The following is a 17,787-nucleotide window of genomic DNA, read 5'->3' as shown; positions in this document are numbered from 1 at the left end:
ACTGCCTCTATTCCATGATATCGCCGCGCAGCAGATATTTGCTAAGCGCAAGCGTACCCATAAAACCCATAACGGCGATTAACAATGCCGCTTCGAAATACAAAGCACTTTGCAGGTTAATCCCCAACAGAATCAGCAGTGCAATGGTGTTGATATACAGCGTATCCAAAGCCAGAATTCGATCGGGTGTATTCGGACCGATAATCAGCCGGATAAAGCTCAGTAAGATGGCGATTCCGACCATGACAAATGCGATTGATAAGGCCAGATTCAGCATGTGATAAATATCTCCAGCAGTGGCTTCTCAAATTTTCTGTGAATTTCAGCTCTAATCGCTTCCACATCATCTATATGCAAAGCATGGATCAATAAATAGCGACGGTCTTTTGTTAGATCACAACTGACCGTACCCGGTGTTAAGGAAATCGTATTGGCTAGCAGACCAATGCCGACAGGGCTGGTTAATTGCAGTTCATAATGCAAAAAGCCGGGTTTTAGTTTCTTTTGCGGGCCCAGAATAAGTTTGGCAACTACAGCATTTGCGACCAGTATTTCAAATAACACTCTGAAGATGTAAAGCACTAACATCCAGGGACGACGAATCAGGATTTTTTCTGGCCAGTAACTGGATGTCAGCCAGGGAATAAAAATCGCCAGGACGGCACCAAGTACGATATGACCTGCACTTAGCGTGTTATTGAGTAATAACCAGATGCCCCATAAAATCAGGCTGAGTAATGGATGGGGAAATAGCCGCTGAATCATTTGCTGTTATCTCCATGAGCAACCGTACTTAACACAGCATCAATATAAACCTGTTCGTTATATAACTGTCCAGCAATTTGACTGGTGAGTTCGGTTAACGGTTTAGCAAAGGCCACCATCAAAGGACTGACCAGCATCAGCATGATCACCGCAACAAAAGCGGATTTATTTAACGGAGCCGGAGTTTGATCTTCTTCTTTTTGCACACTGTAAAACAGAAGTGAACCCGAGCGGGCGACAGAAATAATCATCACCAGACCAGCAATTAACACAACAGCTAAAATGGCCGCAAACCATGGGTGATTCAGGGCCGCATCCAAAATCATTACCTTACCGAAAAAGCCCGACAAGGGTGGCATCCCGGTTAATGCAATTCCTAACACCATAAACACTGAACCCACAATGATGGGGCGATCAATCGGAATGGCTTTGGTAAACGAATCGGCATAAATGCCACGGCCTTTCATGATCACATCAGCAATTAAGAACATCGCTGCACCCAGCATAGTGGAATGAATCAAATAATAGAGCGTTGCTGAAAGCGCCGCTTCGTTATTGATACCGATGGCAATCATTAAGGTCGCGACCGACGCTAAAATCAAATAGGCTACCTGACGACGTAATGCTCTTGCGGCCAGCACGCCGAAAGCTGCTAATGCCAAGGTGACTAAGCCCAGCAATAAAACCCATTCAACATGCACAAATGCCAAATCACCGGCTTCTTCACTGAAGATGGTGCCATGCACCCGAATGATGGCGTAGAGACCGACCTTGGTCATAATGGCAAATAATGCCGCGACAGGCGCTGAAGTGTAGGCATAAGCACCCGGCAGCCACAGATAAAGCGGGAACATTGCGGCTTTAATACCAAAGACAACCAGTAATAATACGGCGGCAGTGGCGACGATACCCTGATCGGCGGCGGACACATTGCGCACGGCCATCGCCATATCAGCAATATTCAGGGTACCCAGAATGCCGTAAAGTGTGCCAACAGCAAACAGGAATAAGGTTGAGCCAATCAGGTTGATAACAACATAATGCAACCCGGCACGCGTTCTTAAACGTCCGCCGCCGTGGAGGAGTAAGCCGTACGATGCAAGCAGCAATACCTCAAAGAAGACAAACAGGTTAAACACATCGCCGGTCATAAAGGCACCGTTCAAACCGAACAGTTGTAACTGGAACAAGACATGAAAATGTTGTCCCTGCTTATCCGTATCTGTGCGAATGGCATACCACAACGCACCCAGTGCCAGCAAAGCGGTCAGCACTAACATCAAGGCTGATAAACGATCCAGCACCATGACAATTCCAAAAGGTGCTTGCCAGTTTCCCAGTAAAACCACTTGATAAATATCACTATTAGCCAGTTGTAAACTGACCAGCCCCACGCCTGTCAACAAGGCCGTTAAAATCAGATTTAAAATACGCTGTGTTTGAATGCCTGCCGGCCGTGCCATCAGCATCAAAATGCCGCCAATTAATGGCAGTAATACCGGCAAAATAGTAAACGGACTCATGATGGACTCCGTTCAGTTTCTGTTTTTGTAGCGTGTTTGGTCGCTTTAAGTTCATCTTCAGAACGATGCAGACCATCCACATGATCGTTGCCGAGTTCACTGCGTGCTTTTAAGGCTAAAACGATCAGAAAAGCTGTCATGCCAAACGCAATCACAATCGCGGTTAAAACCAAAGCTTGAGGGAGCGGATCGGTGTAGTCGGCCGCTGCCGGATCAATGACTGCCGGTATACCGATTTGCAAACGGCCCATGCTAAACAGAAAGACATTGACCGCATAGGCCAGCAGGGTCAGGCCCAATACGACTGGGAAAGTTCTCGCTCTTAAGGTGAGATACACTCCGCATCCTGTCATTACGGAAATGACGCTGGCAATTAGCCACTCCATTACTTGTTATCCTCAACATTGGTGAAATGTGCAGCATGACTCAGTTTGCCAAGCTCAACGAGAATCATGACGGTGGCACCAACCACTACCAGAAATACCCCTAAATCAAATGCTATCGCACTGGCCACTTCAAACTTGCCCACAACAGGCCATGTCAGATAGGTGAATGCCGAGGTCAGGAAGGGGTAACCCAACAGCATCGACACCACACCGGTACCGGTTGCAATCATCAGACCTATCCACAACAAACGATGCATATCAATTCTCAGACGATCATTAGTCCAGTCGATACCATTTGCCAGATATTGTGAAATCAACGCGACCGAGGCAATTAAACCGGCGATAAAACCTCCGCCCGGCAAGTTGTGGCCGCGCAGGAAGATAAAGGCGGCGACCATCAACATTAATGGGAAAAGCAGACGGGTGAGGGTTTGCATGATCGGTGGATGTGGATCATGGCTCCAGGTCAGGCCATCAATATCTTTGGCTGGGGCTGTGAGTTTCAAGCCTTCCAGCATCGCAAAGACACCTAGACCAGCCAGTGCCAATACGACGATTTCACCCAAGGTATCAAAACCACGGAAGTCGACCAGAATGACATTGACTACATTACTTCCACCACCGCCGGGTTTGGCATTCTCAATAAAGAAGTTGGCAATAGATGAATATTCGCGACTTAACACCGCCATGGTTAACATAAATACTGCCCCAGCAGCAGCGATCGAAATAATCGCATCACGGCTAAAGCGGATATAACTGCGTTCCTGAGGTGTGTGTTGTGGTAAAAAGAACAGGGCCAACAGCAACAGTACAATAGTCACTACCTCAACAGAAAGCTGGGTCAAAGCCAAATCGGGAGCGGAAAACTTTACAAATCCCAGGGCGACCACCAGCCCGACAACGCCAATGGTAATCAGTGAAACCAGACGTTGATGATGTAACGCCGCGGTTAACAGGCTGGCAACGATTAACATTAATGCCATCAGGATGGTAATGACATCAGCCTCCATCAAAGCCCGATCGCCAAGTAAGGGAGAGTTAAACTGAAAGAACGTCGCGGTACTCAGTACCAGCGCACCACCAATGACCCAGGTAACGGCGGGTTGAAGGGTCGTTTGATCAAAATAATTGGTAATCTTTTTGGAAAAACGGATGGTTTTCCACAGCAACCAGTCAAATACAGCCTTACCGTCAATACCGTGCAGACATCTGTCATGCCAGGCAAACAGGCGATGCCGGATGGTATAAACCCCGACCCCTAATACCAGGGCAATAAAGCTCATCATTAAGGGCAGGTTAAAACCATGCCAGATCGCCAGACTGAATTCAGGTGCAGGGGCTTGCAGACTTGAAGCTACCGCCACAGAGAGAATTGGCCCAATCAACAGCATGGGCGCAACCCCGACAATCAGACACAATACCACCAGAATATCGACCGGTATTTTCATAAACCGTGGAGGTTCATGCGGTGTTTTAGGCAGATCAATCGGTTCGCCGTTAAAAAACACATCATGAATAAATCGCAGTGAATAGGCCACGGAGAAGATAGCTGCCAGGGTCACCAATGCCGGAATTGTCCAGGCTGCCAGCGTCGTATCCGATGCGCTGATCGCTTGTTCGAAAAACATTTCTTTACTTAAGAAACCATTCAGCAAGGGGACACCAGCCATTGCCGCAGCAGCGACCATGGCAAGCATCGCGGTATGCGGCATCATCTTGAACAAACCATTTAGTTTGCGCATATCACGGGTGCCGGATTCATGATCGATAATGCCAGCCACCATAAATAATGAGCCTTTGAAGGTGGCGTGGTTGATGATATGGAAGATGGCAGCGACCAGTGCCATTTGACTACCAAAACCGAACAACAGGGTAATCAGTCCCAGATGACTTAATGTGGAGTAGGCTAACAAACCTTTGAGATCATGTTTGAATAAAGCGACATAGGCGCCAATTAATAAGGTCAGCATACCAGCGGTGCCGACCAGCCAGCTCCATTCCGGTGTGCCGGATAACGCCGGGAAAAAGCGCGCCAGTAAAAATATCCCGGCTTTTACCATGGTGGCGGAATGCAGATACGCAGATACCGGGGTCGGGGCCGCCATGGCATGTGGTAGCCAGAAATGAAAAGGAAACTGAGCTGACTTGGTGAAAACACCCAGTAAAATCAGCAACAAGGCCGGCAAATATAAATCATGTTCTCTGATTAAATCGCCTGAAGCCAGCACTTGGGTCAGTTCATAACTGCCAACAATATGTCCCAGTAATAACACACCACCCAACAATGCCAGGCCACCTGCGCCAGTGATGGCTAATGCCATGCGGGCACCTTGACGTGCATCCTGGCGATGTTGCCAGTAGCTGATCAGCAAGAATGAGGTGATTGAGGTGAGTTCCCAGAATACCACCAGTTGTAACAGGTTCTCGGATAAAACAATCCCCAGCATTGACCCCATAAACATCAACATATAGGCGTAAAACCGGCCCATTGAGTCTTTGGTGGATAAATAATAGCGGGCATAGAAAATAATCAGCAGCCCGATCAGCAGGATTAGTAAGGCAAACAACAACGCCAGACCATCAAGTCGAAATGCCAGGTTGAAACCAATATCCGGCAGCCAGGCCCATTGTTGAATCAGCGTTTCACCCGCAAAAACGGCCTGCATGGATGGAAATAGAACGGCCAGGGTCAATAACGTCGTCAGTCCAGCAACCCACGCAGAAGCCAAACGGTTATATCGGGTTACCCATGCAGCAAGTGGTGCGGCTGCAAAAGGAAGTAGTACGGCTAAGGGAAGATTAAAACTGAGTAAGCTCATGGTGGCTGGTGTGATCCCTGTCGATGCTAGACGATAATCGTTACAGCATATTGCTTATGATGATTAAAATTACGCTTTGGTTCTCACACATCAGCAAGAACCAAATACTGGTTCTTGCTGATTGAGGTTTTTAATGGTTATTTAGCAGATGAAACCATGTAGTCAACAGCCGCCTTAACCTCATCGTCGGTCAGTTTTGGATTACCACCACGCGCTGGCATCATGTTGAAACCGTTGATGGCATGGTTATAAAGTGTATCCATACCTTTTTCAATGCGTGGAGCCCAATCATCAGCACTGGCAAGCTTAGGTGAATTCATCATGCCGGTTGAATGACATACGGCACAAACCTGAGTCACTACTTTTTTACCGACACTATCATCGCCGCCTGCATCAGCTTCGGCGCCGTTTTCTTCGGCTGCAGGGGCAGGGGCTTCAGCAATTTGCTCTTCACCAATGTTTTCTTTCGCTACAGGCTTAATTCTTTCTGCAATCGACTCAGCATCCATCGGTTCAGGTTCAACAACATTGTCGGCAATAGCCAGCATATTCGACAAAATCAGATTAGCGATTAAAAACAATACCCCGACAACAATCAAACTGCCGATCAGGTACTTTGGTGTATTAGAAGATTGCATGGTTTACCTCTGACTCCACAATAATGGCATTAATTATACGGGCATATGTTCAGCCGCGCTACGCATCAGAGAGCGGGCCTAGCGTGATTTTCCCGATTGTTTGACTCTTGCTTAATAAATGATGAGCCTGATCAAGCGTTTGTGGCGTTAATTTATCAAAATGTTGTTGTGAAACCGGTTGCAATTGGTTCAAATCAGCCATCTCAGCAATGCGTTGCAGAATGATACCCTGTCGTTCTATATCCTGTGTTTTCATGTGCGGACGGGTGAACATAAACTCCCAGACCAGACCGGCGCTCTTATTTTTCAACAGGTTTAAATCGACGGGTTGCTGAAAGCTGACAACAACACCGATAAGTCCCTGTGGTGCAATCAGTTCGACCATATGTGGATAGTAATAATCGCTGTCATTGAGACATAGAATATAGTCCGGAGCTGGCAAGTTCGCGGCCAGATAATTGTCTTTCAGACTGCCGTGATGACTGAGCACAGTATCAGCGCCCAGCTTTTCACACCATTGCTGTGTTTCCGGACGGGAAGCCGTGGCAACGACATTAAGCTGGGTGAGTTGTTTCGCCAGTTGGATAGCCAACGAGCCAACACCACCAGCCGCGCTGATAATTAATAAGGTTTTATCACGGTCTTTTTCCGCATCAATCTTTAGACGATCAAACAGAGATTCCCATGCTGTCAGCGCAGTCAGTGGTAAGGCAGCAGCCTGATGACTCTGCAGTGATTTGGGAGCCTTGGCAATAATGCGGCAATCGACCAATTGATGGGAGGCGTAACAGCCATCACGACCGATATCTCCAGCATAGAAAACCTTATCTCCTGCTTTAAATTTTTGGCATTGCTCACCCACTTCAACGATAGTGCCTGCAGCATCCCAACCGATGATTTTGCCAGTTGAAGGATCCTGAATGGTTGACTTTACCTTGAGGTCTACCGGATTCACTGCAACCGCTTCTACCTTGACCAACACATCATAACCAGTTGCTTTTGGCATCATGTTTTCAACATATTGAGCCGATTGAGTCGCACTGTGAAACTGTAATGCCTGCATACTATTTCTCCGTTAAACGTTGAAGCGCATTAAGATAAGCGGTTTCAGATGGCGGTTGTTGCTGTTGTTGGGCCAGCCACAACTGCTCTGCCAGACAATCAATCATCAGATGTTGAGCGTCATGCTCATCAGTCGTCTTGGCAATTAATCGTTGATAAGCTGTAAGGATGCCTGCAGGTCGATTGGTGGACAGCTGTTCCAGCACCGCAATATGCAGGCCCATGTGTAGATAGGGATTAGTTTGGCCGTTTTCCACAAAATACTCTTGGCCGGATTGCAACGGAGAGGAGAGTTGCTGATGATATTCCGGGTGCAGGGAAATCACATCGGCAATCATTTGTTCAAGTGCCGTGAGCATTTGTCCGGACTGCATTTTTTGCCAGACATCATGATATTGCTGCCGTAAAGCGTCACGGTCCTGACTGAAAATGGCCATCAGGCCGTGGTCCGTTGTCGATGATTGCGCCGGTATTCATCACACAGATCTGCGACTATACATTGGTCACAATGAGGTTTTCTGGCGGTGCAGACATAACGGCCATGAAGGATCAGCCAGTGATGGGCATCCAGTTTGAATTCATCGGGGATTACTTTCATCAGGCGGTCTTCGACCTCCCGGACATTTTTGCCTTTTGCCAGACCAGTTCGATTCGACAAACGAAAAATATGTGTATCGACTGCCATCACCGGATGTTTGAATACGGTATTGAGAATGACATTAGCGGTTTTACGGCCGACACCGGGCAAGGCTTCCAGTGCTTCACGATCATCGGGGACTTCGCCACCATGTTTATCGATTAACTGCTGGCAGGTTTTGATCACGTTTTCAGCTTTGCTGTTAAACAAGCCGATGGTTTTGATATAGCTTTTCAAACCATCCAGACACAGATCCAGAATGGCCTGGGGAGTGTTAGCCACGGGATACAGTTTATCAGTGGCCTTATTGACGCCTACATCCGTTGCCTGAGCTGACAGGATCACTGCAATGAGTAATTCAAACGGCGTCCTGTAGTTCAGCTCGGTCGTCGGCGATGGGTTTTGATCGCGCAGTCTGCTGAAAAATTGTTGCCGCTGCGTTTGATTCATCGTTAGCCTGTCGTGGTTTGCGGGGTCAGCGCTTCCGCTTTCACTTTTTCAGTGCGATTGGCCACACGGGCATCAATTGCATTTTTTAATGCCACGATAAGTCCCAGTCCAATAAATGCACCAGGTGGCAAAATCGCAATAAGAAAACCACGATAATCTTCAATGACCGTAATGGTTAAACCGCGCGCTGCTTCCCCAAACATTAAATGCGCCTGACTGAATAAGGTGCCTTGCCCGAGCAGTTCGCGCATGCCGCCAAGTAACACCAGCACTGCAGTAAAACCAATACCCATCATCAAACCGTCCAGTAGAGACGGCGTCACTGGATTACGGGCGGCAAAGGCTTCAGCGCGGGCAATAATCGAACAGTTGGTCACAATTAACGGAATGAAAATACCGAGGATCAAATACAGCTCATGGAACCAGGCATTCATAGATAATTCAATCGCTGTCACAATCGAGGCAATGATCAAAACAAACACAGGCAAACGCGCTTCATCCGGAATTTGGTGACGTAATAGCGAAATAATGCCGTTGGAGGCGACCAGCGTCAGAACAGTGGCAAGACCCAATCCCAGACCATTAATCACTGTATTAGTGACCGCCAGTAATGGACACAATCCCAATAATTGTACTAAGGCGGGATTGTTTTTCCACAGACCTTCTTTAATTATTTGCTGATAGATTGTCATGTGTTTTCCTCTGCCGGGACAAATAACTCATCCTGATTGGCCTCAAAAAATTCCAGCGTGCGTTTGATGGCATTGACCACCGCACGGGCTGTGATCGTAGCACCAGTGAATTGATCAAATTCGCCACCATCTTTTTTAACTTTCCAACGTGATTCGTCGGGGGACTCTAGTGATAATCCGGCAAATTGCAGGATCCAATCATCACGTTGCACATCAATCTTATCGCCGAGTCCAGGTGTTTCTTTATGGCTGATAACCCTGACGCCGGCCAGACTGCCATCGGTATAAATGGCAATCAGAATTTTAATACTACCGCTGTAACCATCCGGTGCCACGCTGGTTAAGACCACAGCAACCGGAGTATTGTTTTTACGTGCTCGATAAACAATCGTCTGTTCTTCGGTACCTAATTGTGGCGTTGGGGGTAACAATAGCGTGTCATTGAGAATGTTATTGTCGTAGGCCTGTTTTGGCACCAGTACATTGATAGCCTCCAGTAACGCCTGACGTTCATTTTCTCTAATCTGCTCGCGGGTGCTCTCTTCGGTATAAGCCACTAATGTGGTAGCGACAATAGCAAACACCGCCAACATCAAGCCAACACGAAAAGCTGTTTGATTCCATAATGCTTTCATCGTGTTGCTCCACCACCATATACGCGTGGCTGAGTATAGTAGTCGATCAGGGGCACCAGCATATTCATCAGAATAACAGCAAATGCCACGCCATCAGGATAGCCACCCCAGATACGAATAACGTAGGTCAGAATGCCCACGCCGGCACCAAACACGATTCGTCCTTTGAGTGTGGTCGAACCCGAGACAGGGTCGGTGGCAATAAAAAACGCTCCCAGCATTGTGCCACCACTGACCAAATGAAATAACGGTGAACCGGAAATGGTCGGGTCAATTAATGTTGTCACACTGCTGATAATCAGCAAAGCCAGAATCATGGCAACGGGTACATGCCAGCTGATGACTTTACGATAAATTAACCAGATACCGCCCAAGGCAAACCAGATATTAATCCATTCCCAGCCGAGTCCTCCAGCCATGCCAAACAAGGGTTGGCTACTGATGAACTCAGGATGCCGATCTAATACGATCTGGGTCTTCATTGCATCCAATGGTGTTGCGCCGGAATAGGCATCAATACCCAAACCGTTAAATTGCCCAGTAAATATCAATTGCAGGCTACTCAACCAGCCGATGGGTTGCTCACTCAATGACTGCACAGGCAGCCAGGTGGTCATCTCCAATGGGAAGGAAATCAGTAGCAGAACATAGCCGACCATGGCTGGATTAAACGGGTTATAGCCCAGCCCGCCATACAAATGTTTGACGAAAATAATCGCAAACGTCACACCAATCACCGTCATCCACCAAGGCGAAAGAGGAGGAATGGCTAACGCCAGTAATACCGCAGTTACGGCAGCACTGCCGTCGCTTAAAAAAGGCTTCAATGGACGATCACGCAGTTTAAGCATCACGGTTTCGGCAATCAGTGCCGCAACCACAGCGAGGATGACGTTCACCAGTACCGCAGGACCAAAGTAATAGGTCATGGCAATGACTGCTGGAATCAGGGCAATCAACACCTGCAACATTTGCAGCGTGACCCGGTTAGCACCGGCCAGAAACGGTGGGTTCAGCCGAAAAATGGGCATCAGGCTTTTTCCTCAGTAACCGAATCAGTTGATTCTGATGATGTAGTGGCTTCTTCTTTCGCTTTTGCTGCTTTAGAAGCTGCCAAGGCCGCTTTACGCTGACGTTGGCGTTCTTCTTTTTCCTGCTGTTCACGCTGCAGACGTGCCAATCGGCTTTCATGTCTTTCACGTGCCAAATCCGCTTTTTGGTGTTCCCGCTCCTGATTCATGATTTCGGTTTTGGCAAATCTAAAATAGGAAACCAGGGGAATTTTGCTTGGGCAAACATAATCACAGCAACCGCATTCGATACAATCAAACAAATTGTAATCGCGGGTTTTATCGAAATCCTTGGCACGTGAGTACCAGTAGAGTTGCTGTGGTAACAAACTGGCAGGACACACATCTGCACAATCCCCACAACGGATGCACGGTAACGGTTGAGCAGGGGGGGCAACATCTTCGACCCCAACCAGGATGCAGTTTGCTGTTTTAGTGATAGGCAGATCATCACCGGCCAAACTGTAACCCATCATCGGGCCACCCTGAATGAAGGGTTCATCAGGTTGACGTCGCGTCTCACAAAAAGCCAGTAAGTCTTTGATCGGAGTCCCAAATAAGGTTTCAAAATTTCCGGCATGCGTGACATCGGTTCCGGTCACGGTCACGACTCTGGAAATCAAAGGTTCACCATGCAGAATGGCTCGACCCACGGCATAGGCAGTACCAGGGTTATGACAGACGATGCCAATATCAATCGGTAATTTATTGCTTGGAACCTGTTTGCCAGTGACAACTTGAATTAACTGTTTTTCACCACCAGTCGGATATCGCGTTGGCACAATTACGATTTCAGTTTGTGACAGATGTGGTCTGCCACTCAGAGCATAACGCATGGCAGAAATGGCTTCAGGCTTATTGTCTTCGATAGCCAGAATGCAGCGCGATGCTCGCAGTGCGAATAACATGATTTCGACACCGTCAAGAATACCGTCAGCACGTTCACGCATCAGCATATCGTCACAGCTGATATATGGTTCGCATTCTGCCCCGTTAATTAACAAGGTCTCGACCGTATGATGTACACCCGGATTGAGTTTAATGAAACTGGGGAAACCCGCTCCACCTAAACCGACAATGCCGGCATCGCGAATAATCTGCCGTAATTCATGGGCAGAATGCTGACGAAAATCGGCAATTTGCTGACGCTCTATCCAGCGTTCTTCACCATCTGTTTCGATAGTAATACAAGGCGCTGATAAACCAGAAGGGTGGGGAATAGCATGCTCACCAATAGCACTGACGACACCTGATGTCGGCGCATGCAGACAGACTGAAACATGCCCTTCAGCCCGGGCAATACGTTGGCCTTTGAGTACTTTTTCCCCGACCTCAACGATAGGGACTGCCGCGGCACCAATATGCTGCTGCAGAGGCAGGACCAAATGTTTGCTCAACGGCGTTTTTCGAATGGGCTGTTGAGTTGAACGTTTTTTATGGCCGGGCAGTTTTAACCCACCGGGGAAACGACTTAACGGGGCACTCATGATCCGGTTCTCCGTTGCAAATCAACATGGGAAGGATCTGGCCAGCGCCAGGTGTGCGGATTGGGTTGGGTTTCGACCATATCAATACAATCTACAGGGCAAGGTTCAACACATAACTCACAGCCGGTACATTCATTGGCAATAACGGTATGCATGTGTTTTGCGGCACCCAGAATGGCATCTACCGGACAGGCCTGAATGCATAGGGTGCAACCGATACAGCGGTCTTCATCGATTACCGCCAGCATTTTAGGTTTTTCGACCCCGCATTCTTCGTCCAGCGGCTTAGGCTCAACATCGAGTAAATCGGCCAAGGCCTGAATCGTACTTTCGCCACCTGGCGGGCAACGATTGATATCCACTTCGCCTGCTGCAATTGCTTCTGCATAAGGGCGGCAGCCGGCAAAACTGCATTGTCCGCATTGAGTTTGTGGCAGGATCTTATCGATTTGGTCAACGATCGGATCACCCTCAACCTTGAAACGAATCGAGGCAAATCCGAGCACAAGTCCCAGAATTAACGCGAGCAGCGTAATGGCAATAATGGCTGTTAACATAGCTTAGACCTTTACCAAACCGGCAAAGCCCATAAAGGCCATCGACATCAATCCAGCTGTAATCAATCCTATGGCTGCACCCTGAAAAGGAACCGGCACATCGGCTGCAGCAAGGCGTTCCCGCATCGCAGCAAAAATGATCAAGACCATCGAAAAGCCGACAGCCGCACCAAAGCCGTATAAGGCCGATTCAAGAAAGCCGTGTTTTTCCTGCACATTGAGTAATGCCACGCCCAGTACGGCACAATTGGTCGTGATTAAGGGCAGAAAAATACCTAAAACCTGATACAGCAACGGACTGGTTTTATGTACGACCATTTCAGTGAATTGCACCACCACGGCAATAACGAAGATAAAACTGATGGTACGCAGAAATTCCAAACCGAGCGGAGACAACAGATATTCGTTGATGAGATAACTGCTGATAGAGGATAAGGTCAATACAAATGTGGTTGCCAGCGCCATGCCCATTGCTGTTTCCAGCTTACGCGAAACACCCATGAACGGACACAAGCCGAGGAATTTCACCAGCACAATGTTGTTCACCAGAATGGTGCTTATCAAAATTAGGGCATAGTCAGCCATGTAATAACCTACTGATTTTCTCAGGAATTCAGTTGAATTAACGCTTAATCCTGATTCAAATACAAATTATGAACCGAATATTATAGCTTAATAACGCTTTTTATGTAGCGTTGCGATAGCGGTTAAGGCTTGATGTTGAAGGACTTAGCAACTGTTGGTCTTTATTGCCAACAGTGTGGCAGGTATTTTTTAATCAACTCGACAGAAAGAGTCTTTTGCCGCCATTTAATTAAGTCATTTCATCAAATAAGGGCGAAAAAATGCCCTGCCTATGAGATAGCAATAGGCCCTCGTTTTCTTGCAACTTATGAACGGGCAATCTGACTACGCTTGCGTTCAAAAATTCCCAGGATCAGGCTGCTGCAGAGTGTTTACGGCGTTTTCTAACCGCCGCGGCTAAGTCTCGCAACAGCGGTTCACTGTTTTCCCAAGCCATACATGCATCGGTAATGCTTTGCCCGTATACCAGCTCTTTGCCGGCTTCAACATTCTGTCTGCCACCCACCAGGTTACTTTCCAGCATTAAACCGATAATACGGTTATCGCCATTGGCGATTTGCTCGGCCAGTAAACGACCTACCACTTCCTGCTGCAAGTGATCCTTACCACTGTTGGCATGACTGCAATCGACCATAATACGCACCGATTGACCACTGCGGCCTATGACCTCAGCGGCTTCATCAATACTGGTTTTATCATAGTTAGGTTTTTTACCGCCACGCAAAATCACATGACAATCAGGATTTCCAGTGGTGGAGAAAATCGCGGAGTGTCCATCTTTGGTCAGTGACATGAAATGATGGGGTTTTGAAGCTGACAGACAGGCATCAACGGCAATTTGCAAACTTCCATCAGTGGCATTTTTAAAGCCAACCGGACAGGATAAACCGGAAGCCAGTTCACGATGTGCCTGACTCTCCGTCGTTCGTGCGCCAATTGCGCCCCACGACACCAGATCAGCGATGTATTGCGGACTGATGAGATCCAGGTATTCGGTTGCCGCAGGTACACCCATTTCGGCCAAATCCAGCAAAAGTTTTCTGGCTATGTGCAAACCATCATTAATTTTGAAACTGCCGTCGAGGTAGGGATCGTTAATCAGACCTTTCCAACCAACAACAGAACGCGGTTTTTCAAAGTAAACACGCATGATGATGTGCAAATCATCGGCCAGCTCATGAATCAATGGTTGCAAACGGCTGGCGTAGTCACGTGCAGCATTAGGATCATGAATCGAACAAGGGCCGATGATGACAATCAGGCGATCATCCCGATGATGCAAAATGTCCTGAGACGCTGTGCGTGCGTTAAACACAGTTTCAGATGCCGCATCCGAGATCGGTAATTGTTCATGCAATTGCGCTGGCGGCAGTACTTCCTGAATGCCAACGATGTGTAAGTCATCTGTGTTGTAACGCATTTTAAACCTGATTGGTGATCAAAAAAATAATCGCTAATTGTAATACTTCGGGGCCGTTTTCGCTATTTCAAGCAAGTTACCGAGAAGCTGTTACAAATAAATCCGCGTTCAACCACATATGGACCCAGATGCTGGCGATATAACCCAAAGCAATTGCCCAAATCCATTTTAGATGCGACATAAAGGTATAGATGCCGCGGGCTTGCCCCATAACGGCAACCCCTGCTGCAGAACCAATAGATAACAACGAACCGCCCACACCAGCTGTTAATGTGGCCAATAACCACTGACCATGGCTCATGTCCGGCATCATGGATAACACGGCAAACATCACGGGAATATTATCAATGACTGCGGAAATCAGACCCACCAGAATATTGGCTGTGGTCGCACCAAGCTGACCGTAAAGAAATTCTGAGCCTACGCTCAAGTAGCCAATAGTGCCTAAACCACCGACGCATAAAATAATACCGTAGAAAAACATCAAGGTATCCCACTCGGCCCGTTGCAGCTGTTCAAAAATGTTAAACGGCGCTTTTTGCTGCGTCTCATCCTGAATATTAAATGCAGCTTGTCCATCCAGCTCTTGTTTGTTCAGCAAACGTTTATCCCGAATTTTTATGGTGTAGCCGTGCAGCTTGAGAAAGCCCAGACCAGTCATCATGCCAATGACCGGTGGCAAGTGCAGGAAGTGGTGGCTACTGGCGGCCATTGCAATTGTCAGCGCAAATAATGCAACGACAATTAAGGCACCGGATTTAAGCGGAGCATATTCGTGGACCGCGATGGAAGAGACATTTTTGATCGCTAAAGATAATAAAGCAGCTGGTATTAGCCAGTTGACCAGCGAAGGAACAAACAGCGCAAAAAATTCATTAAAGGCCAAAACACCTTTCTGCCAGACCATCAAAGTCGTGATGTCACCAAACGGGCTGAAAGCGCCTCCAGCATTGGCAGCTACCACAATATTAATACAGGCAATCGCAATGAACTTATGATTGTTAGCGGCGACCGCCATAACCACTGTTGCCATTAACAAGGCAGTAGTTAAGTTATCCGCGACAGGTGAAATGAAGAACGCCATTAAGCCGGTGAGCCAGAAAATGGTTCTCAAGGAAAACCCTTTGTTGACCAACCAGGCACGAATCGCATCAAACACACCACGCTCGCCCATGGTGTTGATATAGGTCATCGCGGCCAGCAGGAATAAAAACAACTCAGCATATTCCAACAGATTATGGCGAATCATAATGCCCGCCGTATCATGAAAAGCGGGGTCTGTCTGTTGTGCGTAAATGATGGCGATGAGGCCCCAAATCAAACCTGCGGCCACAATGACCGGTTTGGATTTGCGCATGTGAATTTGCTCTTCAGCAATAACCAATGCGTAAGCCAGAAAGAATATTGCCAGGGCAGCGAAGCCCACCCAATGTCCGGTTAAATCAAGTAATGCAGCGTTTTCTACAGCCCATGTAGAAGGGGAGAAAAGCATGGCCAATACGAAAAATGACCAACCGGTAAAAGACTTAAAAAGGCCTGATAGAGGCATAATAACTTCCTGTAATGGGGGCTCAAAATCTGCTAGATGATACCCCTCATTACAAGAATGACAACCGTTATTTCAGAACAGTTTTGTAGAACCCCTCAGAGGCATCTGTGACCAGATCAAAAACATGGTTGAAACCATTCTGGCCTCCGTAATAAGGATCGGGTACATCCGTTTCATCACGATCTTCAGCGTAGTCGAGAAATAGTTTTACTTTGTGCTGATATTCAATGGGGCATGCTTGTTGCAAAATATCCAGATTGTCCTGATCCATTGCCAGAATATAATCAAAGTGTTCAAAGTCTTCATGACGAAACTTTCGGGCTCTGATAAAAGATAAATCTATGCCGCGTTGTTTGGCAGTTTGTTGAGCCCGGGCATCGGGTGGTTCGCCCACGTGATACGCGTGGGTGCCAGCAGAGTCGACCAGAAACTTATCACTGGTGCCTTTTTCTTTTAACAAATTTAAAAAGGCGCCTTCAGCAGTGGGGGAACGACAGATATTGCCCATGCAGACAAATAACACTTTAATTTGACTCATTCGTAAACTAGCTCCGTAGTTCGGCCAGTAATTGTGAAATCATGGCATCGGCCTGACCGAGGTAGCCGCCACCAAACAGATTGAGGTGATTGATTATATGATAAAGGTTATAGAGAGTCTTACGAGTACGATAGCCTGCATCAACCGGTCTGATGTGGCGATAGGCTGCATGAAAATCAGCGCCAAAGCCGCCGAATAACTCAGTCATGGCCAAATCGGTCTCGGCGTCTCCGTAATAACACGCCGGATCAAATATTACCGGATTACCTTGCTCATCGGCTGCGGCATTGCCTCCCCATAAGTCGCCATGTAATAAGGATGCCTGCGGTTGGTAATCGGTAAAAAAAGCGGGCAATTCTTCGATTAAGCGTTGCCCATTTTTTTGCAAACTGCCGTTAAAACCGTTACGGGCAGCAAATTCAAGTTGTTTCCCAAGACGTTGCTGCTGCCAGAATTCGATCCAATCATGTGATTGATCATTAATCTGTGGCGTACTGCCAATGGTGTTATCCATATGCCAACCAAAATAAGGCTGCTGATGTTGATGCAACAGTGCCAGATGCTCTCCCAACTTGGCATTGGCGTTTCCTCGCATGCTGCCTAAAGCGATATATTCCAATACCAGATAACTGTGCCCGTCTGCGGTACCGTAACAAACCACCTCTGGAACACGCACGGCATTGAGTTCTGCCATTTCCTGCAAGCCCTGCGCTTCTGCGACGAACATGTCGACCAGATTAGGACGGTTCACCTTGATAAAAAATTCTCTATCTGGCGTTTTCAACTTATAGGCCGTATTGATACAACCGCCACCGATGGAAGAGAGCTGGTTTGGTTGGCAGCTTAGCCCGGTGATGTGTTCAATTTGCTGGATGATTTCAGTGAGTTGAGTCATGTTTTTCTCCAGGAAAGGTGAGCCGTTAATTTAACCATGCTAAGCTGAAACGGTTATTTTGCCAAAACATCCAAGGAGT

19 protein-coding genes are annotated in these 17,787 nt (G+C 47.5%); all 19 read right to left on the bottom strand.

Going from position 1 to position 17,787, the window contains the following annotated elements; genetic code table 11:
- Positions 1-7: 7 nt before the first annotated feature.
- The 19 genes from LGT40_RS08900 to LGT40_RS08810 all read right to left on the bottom strand — a co-directional run bounded on the left by LGT40_RS08900 (position 8) and on the right by LGT40_RS08810 (position 17,708).
- The gene (locus LGT40_RS08900; RefSeq protein ID WP_226072829.1) at positions 8-277 is read right to left on the bottom strand and encodes a K+/H+ antiporter subunit F; all 270 of its coding nucleotides are present in this window, start codon (positions 275-277) and stop codon (positions 8-10) included.
- Positions 271-765: a Na+/H+ antiporter subunit E gene (locus LGT40_RS08895; RefSeq protein ID WP_226072827.1), complete on the bottom strand. Its 495-nt coding sequence runs from the start codon at positions 763-765 to the stop codon at positions 271-273. The genes LGT40_RS08900 and LGT40_RS08895 overlap by 7 nt, the downstream gene beginning before the upstream one ends.
- The gene (locus LGT40_RS08890; protein ID WP_226072825.1) at positions 762-2,288 is read right to left on the bottom strand and encodes a monovalent cation/H+ antiporter subunit D; all 1,527 of its coding nucleotides are present in this window, start codon (positions 2,286-2,288) and stop codon (positions 762-764) included. Before LGT40_RS08890 ends, LGT40_RS08895 begins: the two co-directional genes overlap by 4 nt.
- Positions 2,285-2,674 carry a Na+/H+ antiporter subunit C gene (locus LGT40_RS08885; protein WP_226072823.1) on the bottom strand — a complete coding sequence of 130 codons (390 nt, stop codon included), beginning with the start codon at positions 2,672-2,674 and terminating at the stop codon, positions 2,285-2,287. Before LGT40_RS08885 ends, LGT40_RS08890 begins: the two co-directional genes overlap by 4 nt.
- A complete protein-coding gene (locus tag LGT40_RS08880; RefSeq protein ID WP_226072815.1) occupies positions 2,674-5,493 on the bottom strand; it encodes a monovalent cation/H+ antiporter subunit A in 2,820 nt (939 codons plus the stop codon). Before LGT40_RS08880 ends, LGT40_RS08885 begins: the two co-directional genes overlap by 1 nt.
- Before the next feature lie 137 nt (positions 5,494-5,630).
- The gene (locus LGT40_RS08875) at positions 5,631-6,131 is read right to left on the bottom strand and encodes a c-type cytochrome (protein WP_226072813.1); all 501 of its coding nucleotides are present in this window, start codon (positions 6,129-6,131) and stop codon (positions 5,631-5,633) included.
- 58 nt (positions 6,132-6,189) lie between these two features.
- Positions 6,190-7,194, bottom strand: a complete 1,005-nt coding sequence (locus LGT40_RS08870; RefSeq protein WP_226072811.1) for a zinc-binding alcohol dehydrogenase family protein — start codon at positions 7,192-7,194, stop codon at positions 6,190-6,192.
- 1 nt (position 7,195) lies between these two features.
- Positions 7,196-7,630 carry a DUF1841 family protein gene (locus tag LGT40_RS08865; protein ID WP_226072809.1) on the bottom strand — a complete coding sequence of 145 codons (435 nt, stop codon included), beginning with the start codon at positions 7,628-7,630 and terminating at the stop codon, positions 7,196-7,198.
- Positions 7,630-8,280: an endonuclease III gene (nth, locus tag LGT40_RS08860; protein WP_226072807.1), complete on the bottom strand. Its 651-nt coding sequence runs from the start codon at positions 8,278-8,280 to the stop codon at positions 7,630-7,632. Before nth ends, LGT40_RS08865 begins: the two co-directional genes overlap by 1 nt.
- Positions 8,281-8,282: 2 nt before the next feature.
- Positions 8,283-8,972 (bottom strand): electron transport complex subunit E, encoded by a 690-nt coding sequence (locus LGT40_RS08855; protein ID WP_226072805.1) that lies wholly within the window; start codon positions 8,970-8,972, stop codon positions 8,283-8,285.
- Positions 8,969-9,607: an electron transport complex subunit RsxG gene (gene rsxG / locus LGT40_RS08850; protein ID WP_226072802.1), complete on the bottom strand. Its 639-nt coding sequence runs from the start codon at positions 9,605-9,607 to the stop codon at positions 8,969-8,971. Before rsxG ends, LGT40_RS08855 begins: the two co-directional genes overlap by 4 nt.
- On the bottom strand, positions 9,604-10,638 hold the full coding sequence (rsxD, locus tag LGT40_RS08845) for an electron transport complex subunit RsxD (protein WP_226072793.1): 1,035 nt from the start codon (positions 10,636-10,638) through the stop codon (positions 9,604-9,606). Before rsxD ends, rsxG begins: the two co-directional genes overlap by 4 nt.
- Entirely contained in the window at positions 10,638-12,164 is a 1,527-nt protein-coding gene (gene rsxC / locus LGT40_RS08840; RefSeq protein ID WP_226072791.1) for an electron transport complex subunit RsxC, read from the bottom strand. The genes rsxD and rsxC overlap by 1 nt, the downstream gene beginning before the upstream one ends.
- Positions 12,161-12,721, bottom strand: coding sequence for an electron transport complex subunit RsxB (rsxB, locus tag LGT40_RS08835; protein ID WP_226072790.1), 561 nt, complete (start codon positions 12,719-12,721; stop codon positions 12,161-12,163). The genes rsxC and rsxB overlap by 4 nt, the downstream gene beginning before the upstream one ends.
- A gap of 3 nt (positions 12,722-12,724) precedes the next feature.
- The gene (gene rsxA / locus LGT40_RS08830; RefSeq protein ID WP_226072788.1) at positions 12,725-13,306 is read right to left on the bottom strand and encodes an electron transport complex subunit RsxA; all 582 of its coding nucleotides are present in this window, start codon (positions 13,304-13,306) and stop codon (positions 12,725-12,727) included.
- Positions 13,307-13,658: 352 nt separating this feature from the next.
- Complete coding sequence (locus LGT40_RS08825) at positions 13,659-14,726, bottom strand: 3-deoxy-7-phosphoheptulonate synthase (RefSeq protein ID WP_226343192.1); 1,068 nt, start codon at positions 14,724-14,726, stop codon at positions 13,659-13,661.
- 76 nt (positions 14,727-14,802) lie between these two features.
- On the bottom strand, positions 14,803-16,275 hold the full coding sequence (gene nhaD, locus LGT40_RS08820; RefSeq protein WP_226072784.1) for a sodium:proton antiporter NhaD: 1,473 nt from the start codon (positions 16,273-16,275) through the stop codon (positions 14,803-14,805).
- Between the two features lie 67 nt (positions 16,276-16,342).
- Positions 16,343-16,813, bottom strand: a complete 471-nt coding sequence (locus LGT40_RS08815) for a low molecular weight protein-tyrosine-phosphatase (RefSeq protein ID WP_226072782.1) — start codon at positions 16,811-16,813, stop codon at positions 16,343-16,345.
- A gap of 7 nt (positions 16,814-16,820) precedes the next feature.
- A complete protein-coding gene (locus LGT40_RS08810; protein WP_226072780.1) occupies positions 16,821-17,708 on the bottom strand; it encodes a fructosamine kinase family protein in 888 nt (295 codons plus the stop codon).
- Between the last annotated feature and the right edge of the window lie 79 nt (positions 17,709-17,787).

This window comes from Methylophaga pinxianii (assembly GCF_020447225.1).
In the GTDB taxonomy this organism is placed as follows: domain Bacteria; phylum Pseudomonadota; class Gammaproteobacteria; order Nitrosococcales; family Methylophagaceae; genus Methylophaga; species Methylophaga pinxianii.
The sequence above is the reverse complement of the archived record's forward strand: the minus strand, read 5'-3'. Positions and strand labels throughout refer to the sequence as shown.